Here is a 19,684-nt window from a genome sequence, read left to right as displayed (position 1 = left end):
ATCAGGTAAAAAGTATAACGGCCGCTTGTTCATTTTTTTGAGCAAGCGGCCGTTTTGTTTACAGCAGTTTATAGTTCAAAATTTGCTTTTCAATTAAGTTTTATATATTTGATAGTAACCAATTAATTAAACTTTACGTTTTATTTCCTGTAATAAGTTTTCCCCGTTCCCTGATGGTGCAGAGCGCCTAAACTATTGATGTGCTTTTTATGCTTTTACCTGCCATTTGGTAAGGTACAACTATCTATTACCAGCTAAATCAATTTGCCTATGGATAAACTGTGTTCTCTTCTTTTCTAACAAAAACCAATAATTCCTAAAAACCAATTATGAAAACAAATCTAAATTTGAGAAATGCTGCTATTGCGGCAACAGGAGTTTTTATGCTCTTATTTTCTGCCTGTAAAAAAGATGCCGCGCCCGTGGCCGATAATATCAAAACAACAGCAATAAAACGAGCCGACGCGCTTGGAGCCAGTGGCCCCAAAAGTGTATGTTACGTTGAGGTAAACTATAATGACATACGTAATGTGGGCAACTACAAGCTAACCACCGGCGAACAATTGTTTGATATAGGTATCATTTTCGCGGCTAACATCAATTACAATACATCCACCCAAACTGCCGAACTGTACTTTAATCCGCAGGTTACCAATGTGCTTAGTAACCGCAATACCTATGTGCAGCCCTTGCAGGATAGGGGTATAAAAGTTTTATTATCAATTCTTGGCAACCATCAGGGTGCGGGTATCTGCAATTTTCCGAGCCAAGCAGCGGCGCAGGCCTTTGCCCAGCAGTTAGCCAACGCGGTAAATACGTATAACCTGGATGGTATCGACTTTGACGATGAATATTCGGATTACGGTGCCAATGGAACCGGGCAGCCTAACTCGAGCTCGTTTGTTTACCTGGTAACGGCATTGCGCCAGTTGTTGCCAAATAAAATTATATCCTTTTATTATTATGGGCCTGCAGCTTCGCGCTTATCATACAACGGTGTTACGGTTGGTTCAAAAATTAATTATAGCTGGAATGCTATTTATGGCACCTATTCGGTACCATCGGTTCCGGGTTTGAGCGCTGCAAATCTTGGTCCGGCGGCTATTGATATCCAGGCAACAAGCTCGGCAACAGCAGCCAGCCTGGCTACACAAACAGTTAATAATGGTTACGGCATCTATCTAACTTATAATTTGCCTAATACTGATGTGCATACCTATCTTTCAAGTTTTTCGAACGTATTGTATGGTAAGGCAACGGTTTATGATACCAGCCTGGGTACCGGTGTACGCTTTTTTGCTGATGCCAATTACGGCGGTTATGGTACAGGCATCATCCCCAAAGGAACTTATACACTTACCCAGCTTGAAAAATTTGGTTTTGTGAATGATTGGGCATCATCAATAAAAATACCAAGCGGATGGACGGTGACCATGTATGCCGACAATAACTCTACCGGCCAATCGTGGACGTTAACATCCAATAATTCAAACTTCACTACACTTACGCCAAACGCTAATGATGTAATAACGTCGGTTAAAATTCAATAACCCACGCCATGCAAGTCTTCCCAAATCGGAAGGCTTGCATTTTTTTACCAAACCAACCAATTAAACTACTTATGAAAAAGCAAATATTTTTATCCCTTATATCGGGTTTTATGTTAATAATCGCTACATCGGTTAGTTGTAAAAAAAGCGATCCAATCGTTAAAGAAAATATACAAACACCTGATGGTAATAAGCGTGCTGCAGCCATACCAACTTTAAGTGAAGCACTGGTTGCCATGCAGGTATACAATAATAATTTTTATAACCAGTATGGCACATACGGCCCATCCTACAAAGCCTATTATTGGAAAGATCTTAACCATACCGGACGTATGGACTTTTGGACGCAGGCCGAAGCTATTGAAATGTTTATTGACGCTTATGATGCCAACCCCAGTCAGGATTTTAAGGACAAGATACATTACCTGTACAACGGTATGCGCGATGGTTATGGTACCAACTGGGCCAATAACGAATTTAATGATGATATTATTTGGGGGGCTTTAATGTGTATACGCGCTTATGCCATAACCAATGACGGCGGTATGCTTGATATGGCTAAAACTAATTTTGACCTGGTTTGGAACCGTGCCTGGGATACCCAACTGGGTGGTGGCCTGTGGTGGAAAACCGACAAGCAATCAAAAAACGTGTGCGTTAATGCACCGGCCGTTATTTGCGCCATGAAGATATACCAGGCTACCGGCAATGCCGATTACAAGACCAAGGCCAAAATGATAATGGATTGGATGGTTGGTAAGTTCTATGTATCAAACGGTGAGGTTAAAGGTGCTGTAAATGCTGCAAACGTAATAACTGAAGGTACACGCACCTATACGCAGGGTACTTTTATTGGTGCTTGCGATGTGTTGCGTAATGAATATCCGGCGGTTAACTACACTACCATGGCTAACAATGTGATGAATTACACTAAAAACAGTATGTGCAATTCGGCTGGTATATTGCCAGATGAATATGATACCGGGGATACGCAGGGCTTTAAAGGAATATTTGTACGCTGGGCCTGTGTGTACGTGGAATCAGCAAACCTGCAAAGTACATATGGCCAGTGGCTGGATAATAATGCCACGGCAGCATGGTCGGTACGTAATTCAAACGGCCTGATGTGGGGTAAGTGGACCATCCGCACGCCTGATACCGGCGTGTTAAACGCTTTTGAGACACATAATGGCGTATCAATGCTCAACAATGTTTATCGCTACCATTAATTTAAAAGTTAACACCCCCTTCCTATTTATCAGGAAGGGGGTGTTTTTAGGAAGCTATTTATATACTTGGTGTCAGGCTGAAAAATAGTTTATGCTGATATTAAAACACGTAGAAAAGGCTTGCCTGGATAGTGTTGTTTTTATAATCATTACTGATGTCGGATATATTAAAATCAGCTACTTTTGATAGGCCGTAAACATATCGGGCGCTGATGCCAAGCCCAAGTTTAGATTGATAGCCAATTCCGCCAACGGCCGCCAGGTCCACTTTTTTGGCGAAATTATCCGTATTTACTCCCTCTATCTTTTCGTTGATCTTCATGCCAAATTGTGGGCCGGCCTCTATAAATAAGCCGGAGTTGCCTCGGTATTTAAGTAAAAATGGCAGGGTTACGTAATCAAGCTTTAAATCCTGGGTGCCTAAAGCTCCACCTTTAATCTTAGCTCCCTGGGTTGAGAACAGAATATCCTCCTGTATCAAAAAGTTGTTGGTTACCTTAAATGCCACTGTAACACCACCGTGAAACCCGTATAACGGATCGGTTGGGAAATCGGCATTTGTAAAATTACTTACGTTTCCACCGGCCTTGAGGCCAAATTCCAAACGTTTTAAAAGGCTTTGTGCAAATGAATGATGAACAGATGCTAACATAATAAACGCACAGATAATTGAGATCTTTTTCATGATTAAGTTTTTTTAATGATATGCTGCAATTAGCGCAGCCTGAAGGCAAAAATGACCATCGGCAGCAGGCAACACAAGCAGAACAAGCCCCATCGGGACAAATTAAAGGCGGAAAAGCACTATTTGATAGTTGACTGGTTTCAGCCATCCGGGCAAAGGATGCCGGTGTTAACAGGGGTAAGTGTGGTTTTGTAAAAAAGGCAATCATCCTTGCTGTTGCATCAGCCGGTTTCTGTTGAACCCCGCAAATTGTCCCGCTTAATGGTTCTTTTGACCACTCGGCTAAGATTTATCAGTTTGCGGCCTCATACACCTCTAATTTCGCTTCCTGATAAAAATCTAACAACATGAAAAAAAGAAAATTCAACTGGTCAGCATACTTCGTTATCGTGGTATTGACCATCCTGTATCAATCAGCATTTGCGCAACAGCAGGAGATCGGCATTTCAAACTTACGTTCTGAAAAGGGCAAGGTAATTTTAAATGTTTTTAAGGATCAGGCTACCTATGAAAAACAGGAGCCCTTCAAAAAAATGGTTTTTGAAAAACGGGCATTAAAAGCCGGTGCTATTTCTGTCAGCATATCACTGCCGCCGGGCACATATGGTATAACGCTGGTTGATGACGAGAACGATAATGGCAAGATAGACAAAAACTTTATAGGCATTCCAAAGGAGGGGTTCGGGTTTTCAAACTTTTTTATGGAGAAAATGAAGCGCCCTAAGTTTGATGATTTTAAAGTTGAGGCAGGCAACGGTCAGCCTATAAATATCAAAGCAAAATATATGTAAACCACAGCAGCCTGGTGCTGCTATTAAAAAACGATAGTTATGATACTAAGAAAAAATAATTTATGGTTTGTTGTAATGCTGCTGCTTGCCATTGCCTTTACAGGGTGCGAAAAAAATGATATTGACGAGGCGGGCTCATTCAATATTAAGGTGGTTAATGCTGCCCCGGGTTCTGCCGAGCAGAGTTTTACGCTTGCAGGCAATAAGCTTATATCAGCAGGCTTGGCGTTTACCGAGTCATCCTCTTACATCAACACGCCATCCGGAAAGCGCCTTGTTGAGGAATTCAGGGATGCGAACACAAATACATTAACCGCTAATGGCGAATTATGGACCGCTAACGGGGTAAGCTTTACAGTTTACCTTGCCGGTGAAGGGTCAAGTCTCAGGGTTAAGTCTTTTGAGGATGATTTGTCCGCTCCCAATAATGGCAGGGTAAAAATCAAGTTTATCCATTTGAGTGATGGAGCGCCATCAGATATTAATATTAAAGATGGTAATGATGATAACCTGATAACCAACATAAGCAGAAACATTCAAAGCGGTTATAAATTCGTTGCACCCGGAACATTGTCTGTACGTATTTATGGTACTGCTTCCAGAAGAAATCTCGCTAATTTTGATGTTAATGATCTTCAGGCCGGTAAAATATATACGCTGTATTTAACCGGCTCAGATGACAGTAACTTGCAGCTAAATAAAGTACTGCATAATTAGTATTGATTTTATGTTATAATGTGGTGGTTTAATAATGGCAATGCCTTTTAAAACCACCACAGTTTTTTTAATGGCGTGTTACCTGGCACAAAGTAGCGCCACGTATTTGTGTAAAGTTAATGGCAGCATTGCCGTTAACTTTGTTTACCTAAAAAGCATTATGTTTTTATTTACTTTTATACATGCCTGCAAGATTACCGGTTAAAAACCTGGTTAGAGCCAACGGATTGCTGATCTCCGTTTTTAGTACGGTAGTATTTCTGTTCCTGATATTTTTGATGGAGGAATCAGAGATACACAAATTTTTTTACGCGGTTTTAACAGCGGTAGCAATATCGCTTATTAGTTTTGCCAATGTAGCGATAATGAATCGCTTGGTGCGAATACACGGCTTTAGTACGCCTAAATTTAAAGTATACCGTTATGTATTTACCTATTGCTTTAGCGCTTTAACCTACTGGGCGCTATCGCCGGTTTTTGATTATGTATCACCAAAGGATTACTCACAATCAAATATTTATCTTTTTATTTTGCTTATTGCAAGTGTAGTGGTTAATACCATTATAATTTTACTGCATGATTATGTTATACTTCAAAGCAATAAAGCACAGGCCGACCTTGAGTATTCAAAGATCAAGGCAAAACATGCCGAGGCGGTTACACTGCTGCTTAAACAGCAAATTCATCCGCATTTTTTATTTAATGCCCTTAATACATTAAAAGCGCTTTACCGTTCTGATCTGGATAAGGGCGATAGCTACCTTGTGCATCTGGCCGGTTTTTTACGCGCATCAGTATACAGTCATTCCGCCAAGACCGCGACACTCGCGGAAGAGCTCACCATATTGAATGATTACCTGGAGATGCAACGCATCCGGTTTGGGGTGGCACTGAACTGTAGGATACAAATTGAGGATGTGGATGCCGACAGCAGTTATCTCCCTTCATTCAGCCTGCAACCACTGCTTGAAAACGCTATTAAACATAACGAATTAACTACCGAACACCCGCTGCATATATCCGTCAGCATAACAAACGGCAGGGTAGTGGTAACTAACACTTTGCGCAAAAAGCTTGTACAATATTCAACCACCAACTCAGGGCTGGCTAATCTCGCGGAGCGTTACCGGCTGTTATCAGGCGATGAGGTGATCATAGTAGATAACAATACCCATTTTACAGTTAGTATAAAATTGCTGAATGATGAATATCATAATTATTGAAGACGAAACCGTTGTAGCAGACGACCTTGAGTTGAGTTTACGCCAGCTTATTGATGAGCCGGTTGAGATCACCAAACTGCACTCGGTTAAGGAGTCTGTTGAGTATCTGACCGAACAGCCGGTAGCAGATTTGATATTTAGTGATATTCAGCTTGGTGATGGTATCAGTTTTCAGATATTCAGCAGTGTTAAAACACTGATACCTGTAATTTTTTGTACCGCGTATGATGATTACGCGTTAGATGCCTTTAAAGCCAACGGGATAGATTATATACTTAAACCGTTTAACCGCGAAATGCTAAGTCGTTCTTTGCAAAGGTACAAGCAGCTTAAAGGTATGTTCGCATCGGGGCAATTGCCGGAGTATTCCGCATTATCGAAATTATTAACGGAAAGGATAGAGCAAAGGCCCGCTTCGGTACTTGTTCATTACCAGGATAAGATAATACCTGTTAAGCTGGATGATATTGCCCTTGTTTATCTCGAAAGTGAGGTAGTTAATGTGCTTACCTTCCAGGGAAAAATATTTTTCCCCAATAAAACCATGGAAGAAATGGAGAAGGTGGCCGGCAGCCAGTTTTTCAGGGTGAACCGGCAGTTCATTGTTAACCGAAAGACCATTATTGATGTATCCAGCTTTTTTTCCAGAAAGCTTTCGCTAAACTTAGCTATTGACTTTAAAGAACGTGTAACCGTAAGTAAAGGCCGTGTTGCGCCTTTTTTAAATTGGCTTGCCATTACCTGATTTTAAGCCCGTTAAAAACGAACATCTTATGTATCAAAAGCGAACAGCTTGATTGTTGGTTTTGTTTGTTAATTTTCTGTATTTCAATATTTTATTTAAACGGCATAGGTTTTGAATTTTTTTGTGAAGCACAAGAGTAGCATTAAGCATCCTGCTCTTTATTACAATAATTTATTATCAAACGTATGATACGGAACTACTTTAAAATGGCCTGGCGCAGCATGGTTAGCAATAAATTGTTTACATCGCTCAATATTGCCGGGTTGGCTATAGGTATGTGCGTATGTATTTCATTGTTCGCCTGTATTTCGTATGAATTGAGTTTTGATCGCATGTATAAAAACTCAAAAAATATATACAGGGTAAATATGCAAACTACCGAGCAGTATAACTACAAGGTATGGGCACAGTTACCCAACGCGGTGGGGCCGGCCATGGTACAGGCCATACCACAGGTAAAAATGATGACCCGGTTAATAAAGCACGATTTCGGGGCCAAGGTTTCTATTAAAACAGATAATAAGAATTTTACTGAAAAAGGGCTTTACATGGCTGATTCGACCGTGTTTGGCATGTTTGATATAAGCTTTACAGAGGGTAATGCTACTACCGCTTTTTCGCAGCCAAAATCAATTGTTATTTCGCAAGCGGCAAAGGAGCGCCTGTATGGCAAAGAGGCCGCTTTTGGTAAACTGATCTATGTAAATAACCGCGATACCCTCCATGTGTCAGGTGTATATGCTGATCTGCCTAAAAACAGTACTATTGACTGTGACATGATCTATAACATTATGGATACCTGGGCCGGCAAAGATGTATACTGGAGCAACGCCAGTTATGAAACATACTGTTTACTGCAGCCCGGTGCAAATGCCGCGCAAGTACAGGCCGCCGCTACCGCTCTTATTGATAAGAATGTACAAAAGGAAAATAAATACTTCACCAATTTCCAACTGCAGCCGTTAACCGATGTGCACCTTTATTCTGCCGATATAAGGGAGGGTTATTCATCTAAAATGGGCAGTATTTCAACGGTAAAGGCGCTGATGTTCTTATCGCTGCTTGTGCTTATTATTGCCTGTATAAACTATATGAACTTAGCTACGGCGCGCTCGCAAAAACGCGCTAAGGGAGTAGGTGTAAACAAAGTTTTAGGTGCCGATAAACGCCATTTGCTTGCACTTTTTTATACAGAAACCGCTTTGCTATCATTAATAGCCATTGTTATAGGTTATTTGTTAGCTTTTGTATTGGAGTCTGTTTTTAAAAGTATAACCGGCATTGAGTTGGGCTCATCAGCGTTTTTTGCCGGCCCTGTTTTGCTTGGGTTGCTGGCTACATGGCTATTTGTTACTATAATAGCGGGCAGCTATCCGGCCTTTTCCATGTCGGGTATATCGCCGTTGGTTTTAATGAATAAGCTCAAGCTAAAAAACTCCTTTGCTGATTTTCTGCGCCGGTCATTGGTGGTGTTTCAGTTCGCATCTTCAATTATCCTGATTATTTCTGTGATCATTATTCTGCAGCAAATGCAATACATCCGCAGTAAGGATCTGGGTTACAATCCAAAGGGTATTGTTTCTGTCAATATAAAATCGGCGGAGAATAAACAACAGATAGCTGCATTTATCAATAGCCTGCATGGTGTAGCTGGTGTTCAAAGCGTTTCGGCAGTTCAATCCATCCCGGGCGATGTAGAGAGCGGCAGAAGCATAAAAAAGCTGGTTACCGATAAGGAGAGCATGCCCGTAAAAACGTGTAATACTGATGGGTCTATTGTTAAAACCATGCAGTTAAAGCTATTGGCAGGCAGCTCGTTACCCGCGAACCTTGCTAAGGATGACAGTAACTGCTATGTGCTGATAAATGAAGCAGTGCTTAAATATCTTGGTTTTAAATCTCCGCAGGATGCTGTTGGAAAATACATCGGCACAGAAATGCTTGACCGGGCAATAGTATCGGGTGTGGTAAGGGATTTTAATTACCAGTCGCTAAAAAATGAAATAGGCGGATATGTGTATTACGAGATGAATAAGGCGCCTGAATCGTTACGCACCTTATTGATAAGGTACGATGCAAAAAACCTGTCAGGCTTTATGCAGCAGGTACAGCGTGTTTTTAAGGCTGATATGCCCAATTCAAGTTTTGATTATGAGTTTTTGGATAGCCATATCCAAACGCTGTATGTATCTGAAAATAATGCTGCCAATACTATTACCGTATTTTCATTACTGGCCATATTTGTAGCCTGCCTTGGCTTGTTTGGCTTGGCTGCGTTTGTTGCCGAACAACGAACAAAGGAAATTGGTATACGTAAGGTTTTAGGAGCAAGCGTATCAGGTATTACTACGCTGCTGACCGGCGATTTTTTAAAGCTTGTAACTGTTTCAATAGTGATCGCTTCGCCGCTGGCATGGTACGCCATGAATAAATGGCTGATGGCCTTTAGCTACCGCATAAGTATCAACGTATGGGCTTTTGTTATTGCGGGTATTGTTGCGGTGGTATTTGCCTTACTTACCATTAGCTCACATGCTATAAAAGCAGCCCTGGCCAATCCTGTTAAAAGTTTAAGAAGCGAATAAATGTGAAAAGCAGTAGTCATCCACAGATAAAATAGTTTAACGGGCTCTGCATGATACGATGTTTTATCTACCTGAGCCTTCAGCATTTTGCGAACGGCATCAATCTCAATTTTATAAATTAAGATTGATGCCGTGCCTGTTTAAAATTTTATACCGCTTTTTGCAGCATTTGGTTTGACCAATAGGAGAGCTTGCTAAGCAGATCCTCAGTTTTCAGGGGTTTTGACAGGTAATCGTCCATGCCTTTTTCCAAACATTCATCTTTATCACCGCTAAGGGCATTGGCAGTAAGCGCTATTATAACAGGCTGTTTAATATCACTTGCCCTGATGAGCGCCGTAGCTTCAAGCCCATCCATGTTAGGCATTTGAATATCCATCAGTATAAGGTTGAAGTCACCCGCCATTATTGAAGCTACCGCTATAATGCCGTCACCGGCTATATCAGCCTCATAGCCCAACTTTTTAAGCATGTGCTGTATTACTTTCTGATTGATCTTGTTATCCTCGGCAACAAGTATTCGCAACGGGTACAGCGAAGCAAAGTTATCCGGTATCTTGCTGATCACCTTAGCTGAATTATCAACCTGTTTCGGGGCTTTGAAGCATGACAAGATGTACTTGCTTAAAACCTGGTGTTTGATAGGCTTGGTCAGGATATGATCAAACAGATTTAAATTTTCTGCCTGTCTTTCTTCACCTACTGAGCTTAGTAATATTACGGGTATTAACGGATGTTTCGCCTTTATTAAGCGGGTAAGTTCAACCCCATCCATATCCGGCATTTGATAGTCGGTAATGATCAGGTCAAACTTAGCGTCACTGGCCAGTATATCAATCGCTTCAGGGCCGGATGCAGCTACCTCGGGCACCAGCCTCCACGAGTTCATCTGGTACATTAGTATGTTGCGGTTGGTTAGGTTATCATCAATAATAAGAACTCGTTTTCCGGCATAGTTCAGCATATCCTTTTCAAACATAGGTGCTGAAACCGCCGAGCCAACAGGAGCTATCACGGTAAACGCGAATACTGATCCTTTACCAACCTCACTGGTTACAATTATTTCGCCGCCCATAAGGGTAACTAACTTATCTGAAATAACAAGTCCTAAACCTGTACCGCCATACTTACGCGTGGTTGACGAGTCGACCTGGCTGAATGCTTTAAATAAACGCTCGCGTTTTTCCGGTGGGATACCTATGCCGGTATCGCGCACCTCAAATCTGAGCTTTATATCTTCGCCGGCAAACTGCTCCCGGCTAACCTTTACAATAACTTCTCCCTTTTGAGTGAATTTTACGGCATTGCCCACAAGGTTAGTAAGTACCTGTTGCACACGGATCTTATCGCCCTTAATGCTTTGAGGTACACTGTCATCCAGCAGATAAGCTATTTCGATGCCAGTATCGGCAACCCGGGTGCCAAATATATCCAACACTTCTTCAATACACTGGCGTATATTAAAATCGGCTGCTTCCAGTTCCATACCACCTGCCTCAATTTTTGAAAAATCAAGAATGTTATTAATAACATTCAGCAGGTTGTCGCCGCAGTTGGTAATGGTATCAGTGTACATGCGCTGCTGATCAGTAAGCGGGGTTTCAGCCAGTAATGACGACATGCCGATAATACCGTTCATAGGCGTACGTATCTCATGGCTCATCGTAGCCAAAAATACACTTTTAGCCCTGTTGGCTTTTTCAGCTTCGGTACGTGACAGGTCCAGTTCAGCATTTGATGTCATCAGTTCTTCGTTCAGCTCTTCCAGCATTTCCTGGTTACGTTTACGCTCCAAACTCAATGCGGCTTCCTGCTGCAGCTCTTTCATGGCTATGGTTTGCTTTATTTGCCAGGTACCGGCCTGTTTGAGCTTATGCGCCCACAAACCCGAAACAAAATATATTACGGTAGTAAGCAGCAGGTGGATGATCAGGGTTTGAAGGTCAAAGTAATCTAACTGAGTAAAATAAACATCCTTAACACCGGTGTTTTGCAGGTAACTGAACAGCGCGTGATGAATGCCTACCACTATGAGTATGGGCAACTGCAGCTTCCAGTTTCGATATATAATAAGTATGGCACCACCAATAAAGGCAAAAAAGTGCATCTCGAACAAGCCGTGCATCTGGTAAATAAACAGTGCCACAAACAGCCCAAGTATTATGCTTAATACATATTGATAAAGATCAGATTCAGGAAGCAGTATTTTGGTAGAATAGTAAGCCACTAAACAGATACTACTTACCGATAGCGCGATAAACCAGGTATCATAAAAAAAGGCCAGCAATAAACTAACAGCAAAATATGCAGCCAAAAAGTAATTCATTGTGCGGTCGGCATTTTTGCGGATTGCTTTCCAAAGCGCTACATCATATGTAGGATCATCATTATTGGGGAAAGTAACAGGTGTCATGATTTTATATTATTTGTCGCAGTTTGGCAAGCTGCAACCATAAGCAGTAAGCGCGAGCGAATTGAATTTTAATATATTTTGGTTTTGCAGTAAGCCATCTAAAGCTATACGCGCAAATTCGGTTTTTTTATTAGTGCAGTACCGGCTTGTATTATAATTGCCACGATAATACAATTTGCCTTTAGTATCAATAATTGCGGCCTGTGGGGTTGAGTACACACCGCATTCTTCGGCCATTGCAGGTGCATTGATCACCGGAACATTCAGATCAAATTTGCTTTTTATTGCTGTCGCGTCAATTTTATTATCCATCAGTACTACAACAAAACTGGCTTTGTTTTCATACGTTTTTGCCAGTTTTTTAAAGTGATCAATATTAAAGCGTGAGCAAGGGCATTTCGGATTAAAAAAATGCAGAAATAATGGTTTGCTGTTGTTTATAGCCAGTTGGGGTATAAGATGTATTTGCTGGCCGGTCGCGACATTTTTATAGCCTGCCGGAACAGGGGTGGGTAGCGTATAACGATACTCGTTATACCAAAATAAGCAGCCAACAATCCCGAACAACAAGCATAACCACGCCACTGCCAATATCTTCCTCATCGTGAGTTTAATAATAGTTAATAGTTTTATTCGTGTTTTTTATACAACAATCAGAATAAGGGTACAGATTGTTAAAATTTAACGAATAATATACATCGGCAAAATACGTTCCGAGCTTGTATTAAACTCTAAATTCCTTATAGCGAATATGTTTAATGATTGAAATGATCTTATTATCAATTAAGTAGGAATTTAATATTGCGGGATATTAGCTCAAATTATGTGGTTTTATGTATAGGTATAATAGCCTCTAATAAATTCGTTATAAAAATAGTGGTTTATATTCCTCAAAACGGGGATTTTTTTCTACTTAAATTTTAACGCTTATCATCATGTCATAAAAATCTTAAATTCATATTTGTATATATTACAGTTCGGACAATTATATAATTGTGGCTATCTTTGCCAATTGAAAATGAACAGGAAAGTAGCGTTTTACACACTGGGCTGTAAGCTTAATTATTCAGAAACATCAAGTATTGGCAGGTTGTTTAATCAGGCCGGATACAATACTGTTGATTTTACTGATACACCTGATGTATATGTAATTAACACCTGCTCCGTAACCGAAAACGCAGATAAGAAATGTAAGAAAGTAGTTAAGGAAGCCTTAAAGGTATCGCCTAACGCTTACATTACCATTGTTGGCTGCTATGCTCAGCTCAAGCCAAAAGAAATAGCCGAAATACCGGGTGTTGACATGGTGCTTGGCGCGGCCGAGAAATTCCAGATAATTGACCACATAACGGATTTAACCAAGCAGCCAAAAACGCTGGTATATAATCAGCCTGTTTCTGAGGCTAATGAGTTTGTTCCGGCCTATTCATTTGGTGATCGTACCCGTACTTTTCTTAAAGTTCAGGATGGCTGCGATTACTCATGCACCTTTTGTACCATTCCATTAGCACGTGGTGCCAGCCGTAGCGATACCATTGAGAACGTATTGGAGCAGGCGCGGCAAATAGCCGGGTCAGGCGTTAAGGAGATTGTACTTACAGGCGTTAACCTTGGCGACTTTGGCATACGCAATGGCCAGCGCGAAGATAAATTTTTTGACCTGGTTAAAGCGCTTGACGAAGTAGAAGGTATTGACAGGATACGCATATCATCCATTGAGCCCAACTTATTGACTGATGAGATCATTGAGTTTGTGGCTACATCTAAAAGATTTGTTCCGCATTTTCATATTCCGCTGCAATCCGGTTCTGATAAAATATTAGGCCTGATGCGCCGCCGTTACAAGCGTGCTTTATATGCCGACAGGGTAGCCAGTATAAAAGCGATTATGCCCGATTGCTGTATAGGAGTGGATGTTATTGTTGGTTTCCCCGGCGAAACCCGTGAGGATTTTGTAGATACTTACAACTTTTTAAACGGTATGGATATTTCATACCTGCACGTATTTACTTACTCCGAGCGTGAAAATACCCTTGCTGCCGAAATGACCGGCGCTGTACCCGGCTCAACCCGTGCCGACAGAAGCAAGATGCTGCACATACTGTCTGACAAAAAGCGCCGGGCTTTTTACGAAGGTCAGTTAAATAAAACCGAAGAGGTGCTATTTGAGGGCGATATAAAAGATGGTTTTATGCATGGCTTTACCCGTAACTACGTTAAGGTAAAGGCCAAGTACGACCCGGTGTTGGTTAACGAGCTTAAAACAGTGCATTTAACAAATATATCACCGGACGGTGATGTAGAAATTACAGAAGCGGTTGAGGTATTAGTGCATTAAAAGCATATATTCGTCCCCAAAATACTGCTTATGTTCCCTACTATATCCGAGCTGATACAATATCTTACCGGGTTAAACGTACCACCATTACCTATACAAACATTTGGTTTTTTTGTAGCAATAGCCTTTATGGCTGCCTACTGGGCTTTTGTGCAGGAGTTTAAACGCCGCGAAAAGCTTGGTGAAATTCATTCCATCGAAAAAACTATTACCGTAGGCCAACCGCTTTCGTCAGCAGAGATAGTCAGCAACGGCATATTCGGTTTCATTATTGGTTACAAAGTGCTTGATGCGGTATTTAATTACCATGATCTGGTAAATGATACGCAAAGTTTTCTGCTCTCAACCCGTGGCAATTTATTGGGCGGTATTGTGCTTGCCGCGGTATTTGTTTACTGGGCTTATGCCGAGAACAAAAAACAACGTTTGCCGCAACCGGTACAACAGCGTGTATTAGTTCATCCGCATGAGTTAATGGGCAATATTTTACTTTGGGCGGCGGTTTTTGGTTTTGCAGGTGCCAAGCTGTTTAACGCGCTCGAAAATTGGGATGCATTTATGGCTGATCCGGTTGGTATGCTGATAGGTACCAGCGGGTTAACCTTTTACGGTGGATTAATATGCGGCGGTGCAGCCGTATTATACATAGCAAACAAAAACGGTATTAAGCCACTAACCATGCTTGATATTGGTGGCCCCGGCATGATGCTATCATACGCCGTTGGCCGCATAGGCTGCCAAATGGCAGGTGATGGCGATTGGGGTATACCCAACCTTGCCCCTAAACCCGGATGGTTAAGCTGGGCGCCTGACTGGATGTGGGGATTTAAATATCCGCATAATGTAAACAGCGAAGGTGTGCCTATAGCGGGTTGCATTGGCAAGTATTGCAGCGAACTGCCGCAGCCGGTTTTCCCGACACCGTTTTATGAGGTTGTAATGTGCCTTATACTATTTTTTGTGATATGGGGTATACGCAACAAGGTTACTAAACCGGGCGCTCTGTTCGGTATTTACCTGATACTGGCTGGCATTGAGCGTTTCTTCATCGAGCTTATACGTGTAAATACTAAGTACCATTTATTCGGTATATCATTTACACAGGCGGAAATGATCTCGTTGTTTATGGTTGTTGGCGGGGCTATATTAATAGCGCGCAGCGATAATAAAAAGTTGCAGGCAACATAGTAAGTTACAGTTCAAAATATCTTTATATGGATTTACAGGCAGTAGTACTCAGCACGGTTGAGCTGACTAAACAGGTGGGCGATTTTATCCGTCAGGAAAGAAAAACCTTTAGTACCGATAAAATAGAATACAAGGGGCTGAACGATCTGGTATCATACGTTGATAAAACCGCAGAGCAGCAGCTTGTTGCCGGGCTCGAAAAGATATTGCCTGTAGCGGGTTTTATTACCGAAGAAAAAACCACCACCAAGATAGGGCAGGTATATAACTGGATCATTGATCCGCTGGATGGTACTACCAATTTTATACATGGCCTGCCTATATTTTCTATCAGCATTGCTTTAAAGGAATATGATGAACTGGTTGCCGGTGTAGTTTATGAAGTTAACCTCGATGAGTGTTTTTATGCCTGGAAAGGCGCGCCGGCGTATCTTAACGGAATTGAGATAAAGGTAAGCAACACCCCAACGCTCGAAAGGAGCTTATTGGCTACCGGTTTCCCATATTATGATTTTGGCAAGCAGGAACAATACATAAAACTATTTGCCGAACTGATGAAAAGCTGCCATGGTTTACGCCGCATAGGCTCAGCCGCGGTTGATTTGGCTTATACGGCTTGCGGTCGTTTTGGTGCTTTTTATGAGTATAACCTGAATGCCTGGGATGTAGCCGCGGGTATTGTAATAGTGAAACAGGCCGGCGGACAAGTAGTAAACTTTAAAGGTGGCGACGAAGTGATAGAAACCCGTGAGCTGTTAGCTACTAATGGCAAGATCACCGAGGAGATGTTGCAGGTGATCCAAAAATATTTCTGACCATGATTTATTAATTTCCTTGATTACAGGATTTCATTTTGAGATTGCACTGATTTTAGGAGATTGGTTTCAACGATTGTTATAATAAAAAAAGTCCCATAGATTAACCTATGGAACTTTTTTTATATGTATTATTTTATCTGTGTAATTTCAGTCAATCGGTGAAATCACAAAAATAAATCAGTGAAATCAATCATTAATAAGCTTCAGACACAACTTCGGTAACACCAGGTACCATGCGTTTAAGCAGGTTTTCAATACCGGCTTTAAGAGTTACTGTTGATGACGGGCAGCCGCTGCATGAACCGCGAAGCTCAACAGTAACAATACCTTCGTCAAATGATTTGTAGGTGATAGCGCCGCCATCCTGCTCAACTGCCGGGCGAACATAATCATTCAGTATCTGCTGTATTTTTATCTCGGTATCAGTACCTTCAAAGTCAACTTCTACATGCTCTTCGGCTTTCACAACAAGCTCTGATTCAACTGCGCCTTTTACAAACTCTTTTAATATAGGCTCAATATCAGCCCAATCGGTACCTTCAGTTTTGGTAACGGTAACAAAGTTGCTGGCAAAGAATACGCCGTTTACAAAAGAGAATTTATAAAGCTCCTTTGCAAAGGTTGATGTTTCTGCACTTTCTTTTGTTGGATAATCAACACTGCCGTTTATCAGCAACTTGTTCACAATGAACTTCATGGTTGCCGGGTTTGGCGTAGCTTCGGTATATACGTTGATATTCATTTTCTTTCGGGATTGTTATTTATACTAATAACAAATTTAAACAGCTTTTTTGTTAAATGCGCATACCAATTTAGTTATGACCGCTTAATGACTTTGATTTTGTGAACACGAAATTATAAATGCTGGCTACAAACGCTAATGCCATGCTGCTAACCCATAACCAGTAACCTAATTTATATTCTGTGATCTTTGTAAGTGATCAGCCCTCGTTGGCTAAAACTGATTCGACAGATAAAAAACTTAAGGACAGCGCTAATGCAAAAGTTGACATTATTAAAGACAGCTTTTTCTTTCTTCGAGTTCCTAATGATATAAAGTAGAACACGTTTGCTAACCATGGATACCCGCCCGGACTTGTAGCAGCAAAGAAACCTAATAGAACCAAAAATATGCTTACGCCAGGGTCATTACATCCTTTCTCGGTGCAGTAAGCAGGAGGTATTAATGATATTAAATAAAGCACTATACTTACCCAATACAGTATTCGGCCGGTTAGTGCTTTGTTAACATCAATCATAATTATATCCCCGTATAATTTGACGGTGTTATCTGTTTAAGTTCCGCTTTTACGCTATCGTTCACATCCAATGTATCCACAAACGCAGCTATGGTTTCAGCGTTTACATGGGTATTGGTACGGGTGAGTTCCTTTAAAGCTTCGTACGGGTTAGGGTAGGCCTCGCGGCGCAATATGGTTTGTATGGCTTCTGCAACTACCGCCCAGTTAGCTTCAAGGTCGGCATTAATAGCTGCCTCGTTAAGCAATAACTTATTCAGGCCCTTTACAGTTGATTTGATGGCGATCAATGTATGCGCTACCGGTACACCAATGTTGCGTAATACGGTGCTGTCGGTAAGGTCGCGCTGCAGGCGTGATACAGGTAATTTAGCCGCCAGATGCTCAAACAAGGCGTTAGCGATACCCAGGTTACCTTCCGAATTTTCAAAGTCAATTGGGTTAACCTTATGCGGCATGGCTGACGAACCAACTTCACCGGCCTTGATCTTCTGCTTAAAATAATTCATAGATATGTATGTCCACATATCACGGTCCAGATCGATCAGGATATTGTTTATACGTTTCAAAGCATCACATTGCGCGGCAAAATTATCGTAATGTTCTATCTGTGTTGTGTATTGCGAACGGCTCAGCCCTAAAATATTATCTACAAAATTGTTCCCGAATGCCTTCCAGTCAATAGCAGGATAAGCGATATTATGCGCGTTAAAATTACCGGTAGCACCGCCAAATTTGGCCGAGAATGGTACTTGCTGTAATTGCTGTAATTGTTTTTCAAGTCGTTCTATAAACACGCTGATCTCCTTACCCAGGCGGCTTGGCGATGCAGGCTGTCCGTGTGTATGCGCCAGCATGGGTATATTCTGCCAGTCGGCGGCGTAAGATTTTAATGTGCCAACCAATTCAGTTATGGCCGGATAGTAGCTTTCGGTTAGGGCCAGTTTGAATGAATAAGGGATGGCCGTATTATTTATATCCTGCGAGGTAAGCCCGAAGTGGATGAACTCCTTATATTGCTCAATACCCAGGTCATCAAATTTTTGTTTGATGAAATATTCAACCGCCTTAACATCATGGTTGGTGGTCTTTTCAATTTGCTTAATGCTTTCGGCATCAGCCTCAGTAAAGTTTTTATAAATATCGCGCAGCTTATCAGACAATGATCTGTCGAAATCCGCTAATTGCGGCAACGGGTGCTCGTACAATGCTATGAAGTACTCTATCTCAACATATACCCTGTATTTTATTAAAGCGTATTCAGAAAAATAGGCGGCAAGGCCAGCGGTTGTATTACGGTACCTGCCGTCAACAGGTGATATTGCTGATAAAGCGTTTAGCTGCATAGTGTATTAAATTTTCGCAAAGATACCATTTTTAAAGCAGTGTGCTACAGCTTTCAAACTGAACCAATATTTAAAATAAGCTACTATTTGACAATTTAAAAACTTTTGGAAACTATAAAATCAAAAAATGTTTCCGTAGTTTTGGCGCAAGTATGGAACAGGCAGACAGGATTTTAAAAGGGGCAGAAGATCTCTTTCTTCATTCAGGAATTAAAAGTATAACGATGGATGACATTGCCAGACACCTTGGTATGTCAAAAAAAACCATCTACCAGTTTTATAAGGATAAAAACGAACTGGTGATAATACTGGTGCGTAAAAAGCTGGAGGAAGATATCAGGGATATTGATGAGATAATGAAGGGTAACGGTAACGTGATCGAACAAATGCTGGACATGATGAAATGTTCGGGCGAAATACTATCAAAAGTTAACCCGGTTGCCATACACGATCTGCAAAAATATCATCCTCAAGGGTGGGAGCTTTTTAAAAGTTTTAAGAGCCGGTTTTTGGTTGAAAAGCTTGAGGAACTGCTAACTAAAGGTAAAGAGCAGGGATATATACGTCCTGAAGTTGATGTGCGCATAATAGCCCGAATGCGGGTTGCACAGGTAGAGATGGGATTTGATACAAGGCTGTTTCCGCCTACAGAATTCAATAGCTGGAAAATACAGTACCAGTTTTTGGAGCATTTTAACTTTGGCGTGTGTACCCTTCAAGGCTACAAGCTGCTTGAAGAATATTGTAAAAATAAAACACCGCAGTAAAACTGCTGACATAGGGCTGTCAACCGGATA

The 19,684-nt window shown here is 41.4% G+C and carries 16 protein-coding genes; 11 read left to right on the top strand and 5 right to left on the bottom strand.

Annotated elements, in window-relative coordinates; translation table 11 throughout:
• Window positions 1–329 precede the first annotated feature (329 nt).
• Together LJ707_RS04220 and LJ707_RS04215 are read left to right on the top strand one after the other, a co-directional pair.
• Window positions 330–1,550 (top strand): endo-beta-N-acetylglucosaminidase H, encoded by a 1,221-nt coding sequence (locus LJ707_RS04220; RefSeq protein ID WP_228949543.1) that lies wholly within the window; start codon window positions 330–332, stop codon window positions 1,548–1,550.
• A 71-nt stretch (window positions 1,551–1,621) separates the two neighbouring features.
• Window positions 1,622–2,779 carry a glycoside hydrolase family 76 protein gene (locus LJ707_RS04215; protein WP_228949542.1) on the top strand — a complete coding sequence of 386 codons (1,158 nt, stop codon included), beginning with the start codon at window positions 1,622–1,624 and terminating at the stop codon, window positions 2,777–2,779.
• 100 nt (window positions 2,780–2,879) lie between these two features.
• On the opposite strand, the gene LJ707_RS04210 is transcribed toward LJ707_RS04215, so the two are convergent.
• Window positions 2,880–3,464 carry a porin family protein gene (locus LJ707_RS04210; RefSeq protein ID WP_228949541.1) on the bottom strand — a complete coding sequence of 195 codons (585 nt, stop codon included), beginning with the start codon at window positions 3,462–3,464 and terminating at the stop codon, window positions 2,880–2,882.
• A 347-nt stretch (window positions 3,465–3,811) separates the two neighbouring features.
• Here LJ707_RS04210 and LJ707_RS04205 point away from each other — a divergent pair, with 347 nt between their 5' ends.
• The 5 genes from LJ707_RS04205 to LJ707_RS04185 all read left to right on the top strand — a co-directional run bounded on the left by LJ707_RS04205 (window position 3,812) and on the right by LJ707_RS04185 (window position 9,525).
• Window positions 3,812–4,255: a DUF2141 domain-containing protein gene (locus tag LJ707_RS04205; RefSeq protein ID WP_228949540.1), complete on the top strand. Its 444-nt coding sequence runs from the start codon at window positions 3,812–3,814 to the stop codon at window positions 4,253–4,255.
• A gap of 39 nt (window positions 4,256–4,294) precedes the next feature.
• The gene (locus tag LJ707_RS04200) at window positions 4,295–4,972 is read left to right on the top strand and encodes a DUF4397 domain-containing protein (protein WP_228949539.1); all 678 of its coding nucleotides are present in this window, start codon (window positions 4,295–4,297) and stop codon (window positions 4,970–4,972) included.
• A gap of 182 nt (window positions 4,973–5,154) precedes the next feature.
• Window positions 5,155–6,195 carry a sensor histidine kinase gene (locus LJ707_RS04195; protein ID WP_228949538.1) on the top strand — a complete coding sequence of 347 codons (1,041 nt, stop codon included), beginning with the start codon at window positions 5,155–5,157 and terminating at the stop codon, window positions 6,193–6,195.
• A complete protein-coding gene (locus tag LJ707_RS04190; protein ID WP_228949537.1) occupies window positions 6,173–6,940 on the top strand; it encodes a LytTR family DNA-binding domain-containing protein in 768 nt (255 codons plus the stop codon). The genes LJ707_RS04195 and LJ707_RS04190 overlap by 23 nt, the downstream gene beginning before the upstream one ends.
• 185 nt (window positions 6,941–7,125) lie before the next feature.
• Complete coding sequence (locus LJ707_RS04185) at window positions 7,126–9,525, top strand: ABC transporter permease (protein ID WP_228949536.1); 2,400 nt, start codon at window positions 7,126–7,128, stop codon at window positions 9,523–9,525.
• A gap of 148 nt (window positions 9,526–9,673) precedes the next feature.
• On the opposite strand, the gene LJ707_RS04180 is transcribed toward LJ707_RS04185, so the two are convergent.
• Complete coding sequence (locus LJ707_RS04180) at window positions 9,674–11,938, bottom strand: response regulator (RefSeq protein WP_228949535.1); 2,265 nt, start codon at window positions 11,936–11,938, stop codon at window positions 9,674–9,676.
• A gap of 9 nt (window positions 11,939–11,947) precedes the next feature.
• Complete coding sequence (locus LJ707_RS04175) at window positions 11,948–12,541, bottom strand: AhpC/TSA family protein (protein ID WP_228949534.1); 594 nt, start codon at window positions 12,539–12,541, stop codon at window positions 11,948–11,950.
• Window positions 12,542–12,956: 415 nt separating this feature from the next.
• Between LJ707_RS04175 and mtaB the strand changes: the two genes are divergently transcribed.
• From mtaB to LJ707_RS04160, 3 genes are read left to right on the top strand one after another with little or no spacing between them, the layout of a single operon-like run.
• Window positions 12,957–14,276 (top strand): tRNA (N(6)-L-threonylcarbamoyladenosine(37)-C(2))-methylthiotransferase MtaB, encoded by a 1,320-nt coding sequence (gene mtaB / locus LJ707_RS04170; protein WP_228949533.1) that lies wholly within the window; start codon window positions 12,957–12,959, stop codon window positions 14,274–14,276.
• A 30-nt stretch (window positions 14,277–14,306) separates the two neighbouring features.
• The gene (locus LJ707_RS04165; protein WP_228949532.1) at window positions 14,307–15,464 is read left to right on the top strand and encodes a prolipoprotein diacylglyceryl transferase; all 1,158 of its coding nucleotides are present in this window, start codon (window positions 14,307–14,309) and stop codon (window positions 15,462–15,464) included.
• Window positions 15,465–15,490: 26 nt separating this feature from the next.
• A complete protein-coding gene (locus tag LJ707_RS04160) occupies window positions 15,491–16,279 on the top strand; it encodes an inositol monophosphatase family protein (RefSeq protein ID WP_228949531.1) in 789 nt (262 codons plus the stop codon).
• Window positions 16,280–16,475: 196 nt separating this feature from the next.
• On the opposite strand, the gene LJ707_RS04155 is transcribed toward LJ707_RS04160, so the two are convergent.
• On the bottom strand, window positions 16,476–17,024 hold the full coding sequence (locus LJ707_RS04155) for a NifU family protein (protein ID WP_228949530.1): 549 nt from the start codon (window positions 17,022–17,024) through the stop codon (window positions 16,476–16,478).
• Between the two features lie 519 nt (window positions 17,025–17,543).
• On the bottom strand, window positions 17,544–18,887 hold the full coding sequence (gene purB, locus LJ707_RS04150) for an adenylosuccinate lyase (RefSeq protein WP_228949529.1): 1,344 nt from the start codon (window positions 18,885–18,887) through the stop codon (window positions 17,544–17,546).
• A 152-nt stretch (window positions 18,888–19,039) separates the two neighbouring features.
• On the opposite strand from purB, the gene LJ707_RS04145 reads away from it, so the two are divergent.
• Window positions 19,040–19,654 carry a TetR/AcrR family transcriptional regulator gene (locus tag LJ707_RS04145; protein WP_255678734.1) on the top strand — a complete coding sequence of 205 codons (615 nt, stop codon included), beginning with the start codon at window positions 19,040–19,042 and terminating at the stop codon, window positions 19,652–19,654.
• Window positions 19,655–19,684: the final 30 nt, after the last annotated feature.

It is taken from the genome of Mucilaginibacter sp. UR6-1 (assembly GCF_020880975.1).
In the GTDB taxonomy this organism is placed as follows: Bacteria; Bacteroidota; Bacteroidia; order Sphingobacteriales; family Sphingobacteriaceae; genus Mucilaginibacter.
Note: the sequence above shows the minus strand (reverse complement) of the source record. Positions and strands in the feature narration are given on the sequence as shown.

What these genes read in the sequence shown, in the direction of transcription:
- LJ707_RS04220 (WP_228949543.1), top strand. Translation starts at nt 330, where the DNA reads ATGAAAACAAATCTAAATTTGAGAAATGCTGCTATTGCGGCAACAGGA.
- LJ707_RS04215 (WP_228949542.1), top strand. Translation starts at nt 1,622, where the DNA reads ATGAAAAAGCAAATATTTTTATCCCTTATATCGGGTTTTATGTTAATA.
- LJ707_RS04210 (WP_228949541.1), bottom strand. Translation starts at nt 3,464, where the DNA reads ATGAAAAAGATCTCAATTATCTGTGCGTTTATTATGTTAGCATCTGTT.
- LJ707_RS04205 (WP_228949540.1), top strand. Translation starts at nt 3,812, where the DNA reads ATGAAAAAAAGAAAATTCAACTGGTCAGCATACTTCGTTATCGTGGTA.
- LJ707_RS04200 (WP_228949539.1), top strand. Translation starts at nt 4,295, where the DNA reads ATGATACTAAGAAAAAATAATTTATGGTTTGTTGTAATGCTGCTGCTT.
- LJ707_RS04195 (WP_228949538.1), top strand. Translation starts at nt 5,155, where the DNA reads ATGCCTGCAAGATTACCGGTTAAAAACCTGGTTAGAGCCAACGGATTG.
- LJ707_RS04190 (WP_228949537.1), top strand. Translation starts at nt 6,173, where the DNA reads ATGATGAATATCATAATTATTGAAGACGAAACCGTTGTAGCAGACGAC.
- LJ707_RS04185 (WP_228949536.1), top strand. Translation starts at nt 7,126, where the DNA reads ATGATACGGAACTACTTTAAAATGGCCTGGCGCAGCATGGTTAGCAAT.
- LJ707_RS04180 (WP_228949535.1), bottom strand. Translation starts at nt 11,938, where the DNA reads ATGACACCTGTTACTTTCCCCAATAATGATGATCCTACATATGATGTA.
- LJ707_RS04175 (WP_228949534.1), bottom strand. Translation starts at nt 12,541, where the DNA reads ATGAGGAAGATATTGGCAGTGGCGTGGTTATGCTTGTTGTTCGGGATT.
- mtaB (WP_228949533.1), top strand. Translation starts at nt 12,957, where the DNA reads ATGAACAGGAAAGTAGCGTTTTACACACTGGGCTGTAAGCTTAATTAT.
- LJ707_RS04165 (WP_228949532.1), top strand. Translation starts at nt 14,307, where the DNA reads ATGTTCCCTACTATATCCGAGCTGATACAATATCTTACCGGGTTAAAC.
- LJ707_RS04160 (WP_228949531.1), top strand. Translation starts at nt 15,491, where the DNA reads ATGGATTTACAGGCAGTAGTACTCAGCACGGTTGAGCTGACTAAACAG.
- LJ707_RS04155 (WP_228949530.1), bottom strand. Translation starts at nt 17,024, where the DNA reads ATGAATATCAACGTATATACCGAAGCTACGCCAAACCCGGCAACCATG.
- purB (WP_228949529.1), bottom strand. Translation starts at nt 18,887, where the DNA reads ATGCAGCTAAACGCTTTATCAGCAATATCACCTGTTGACGGCAGGTAC.
- LJ707_RS04145 (WP_255678734.1), top strand. Translation starts at nt 19,040, where the DNA reads ATGGAACAGGCAGACAGGATTTTAAAAGGGGCAGAAGATCTCTTTCTT.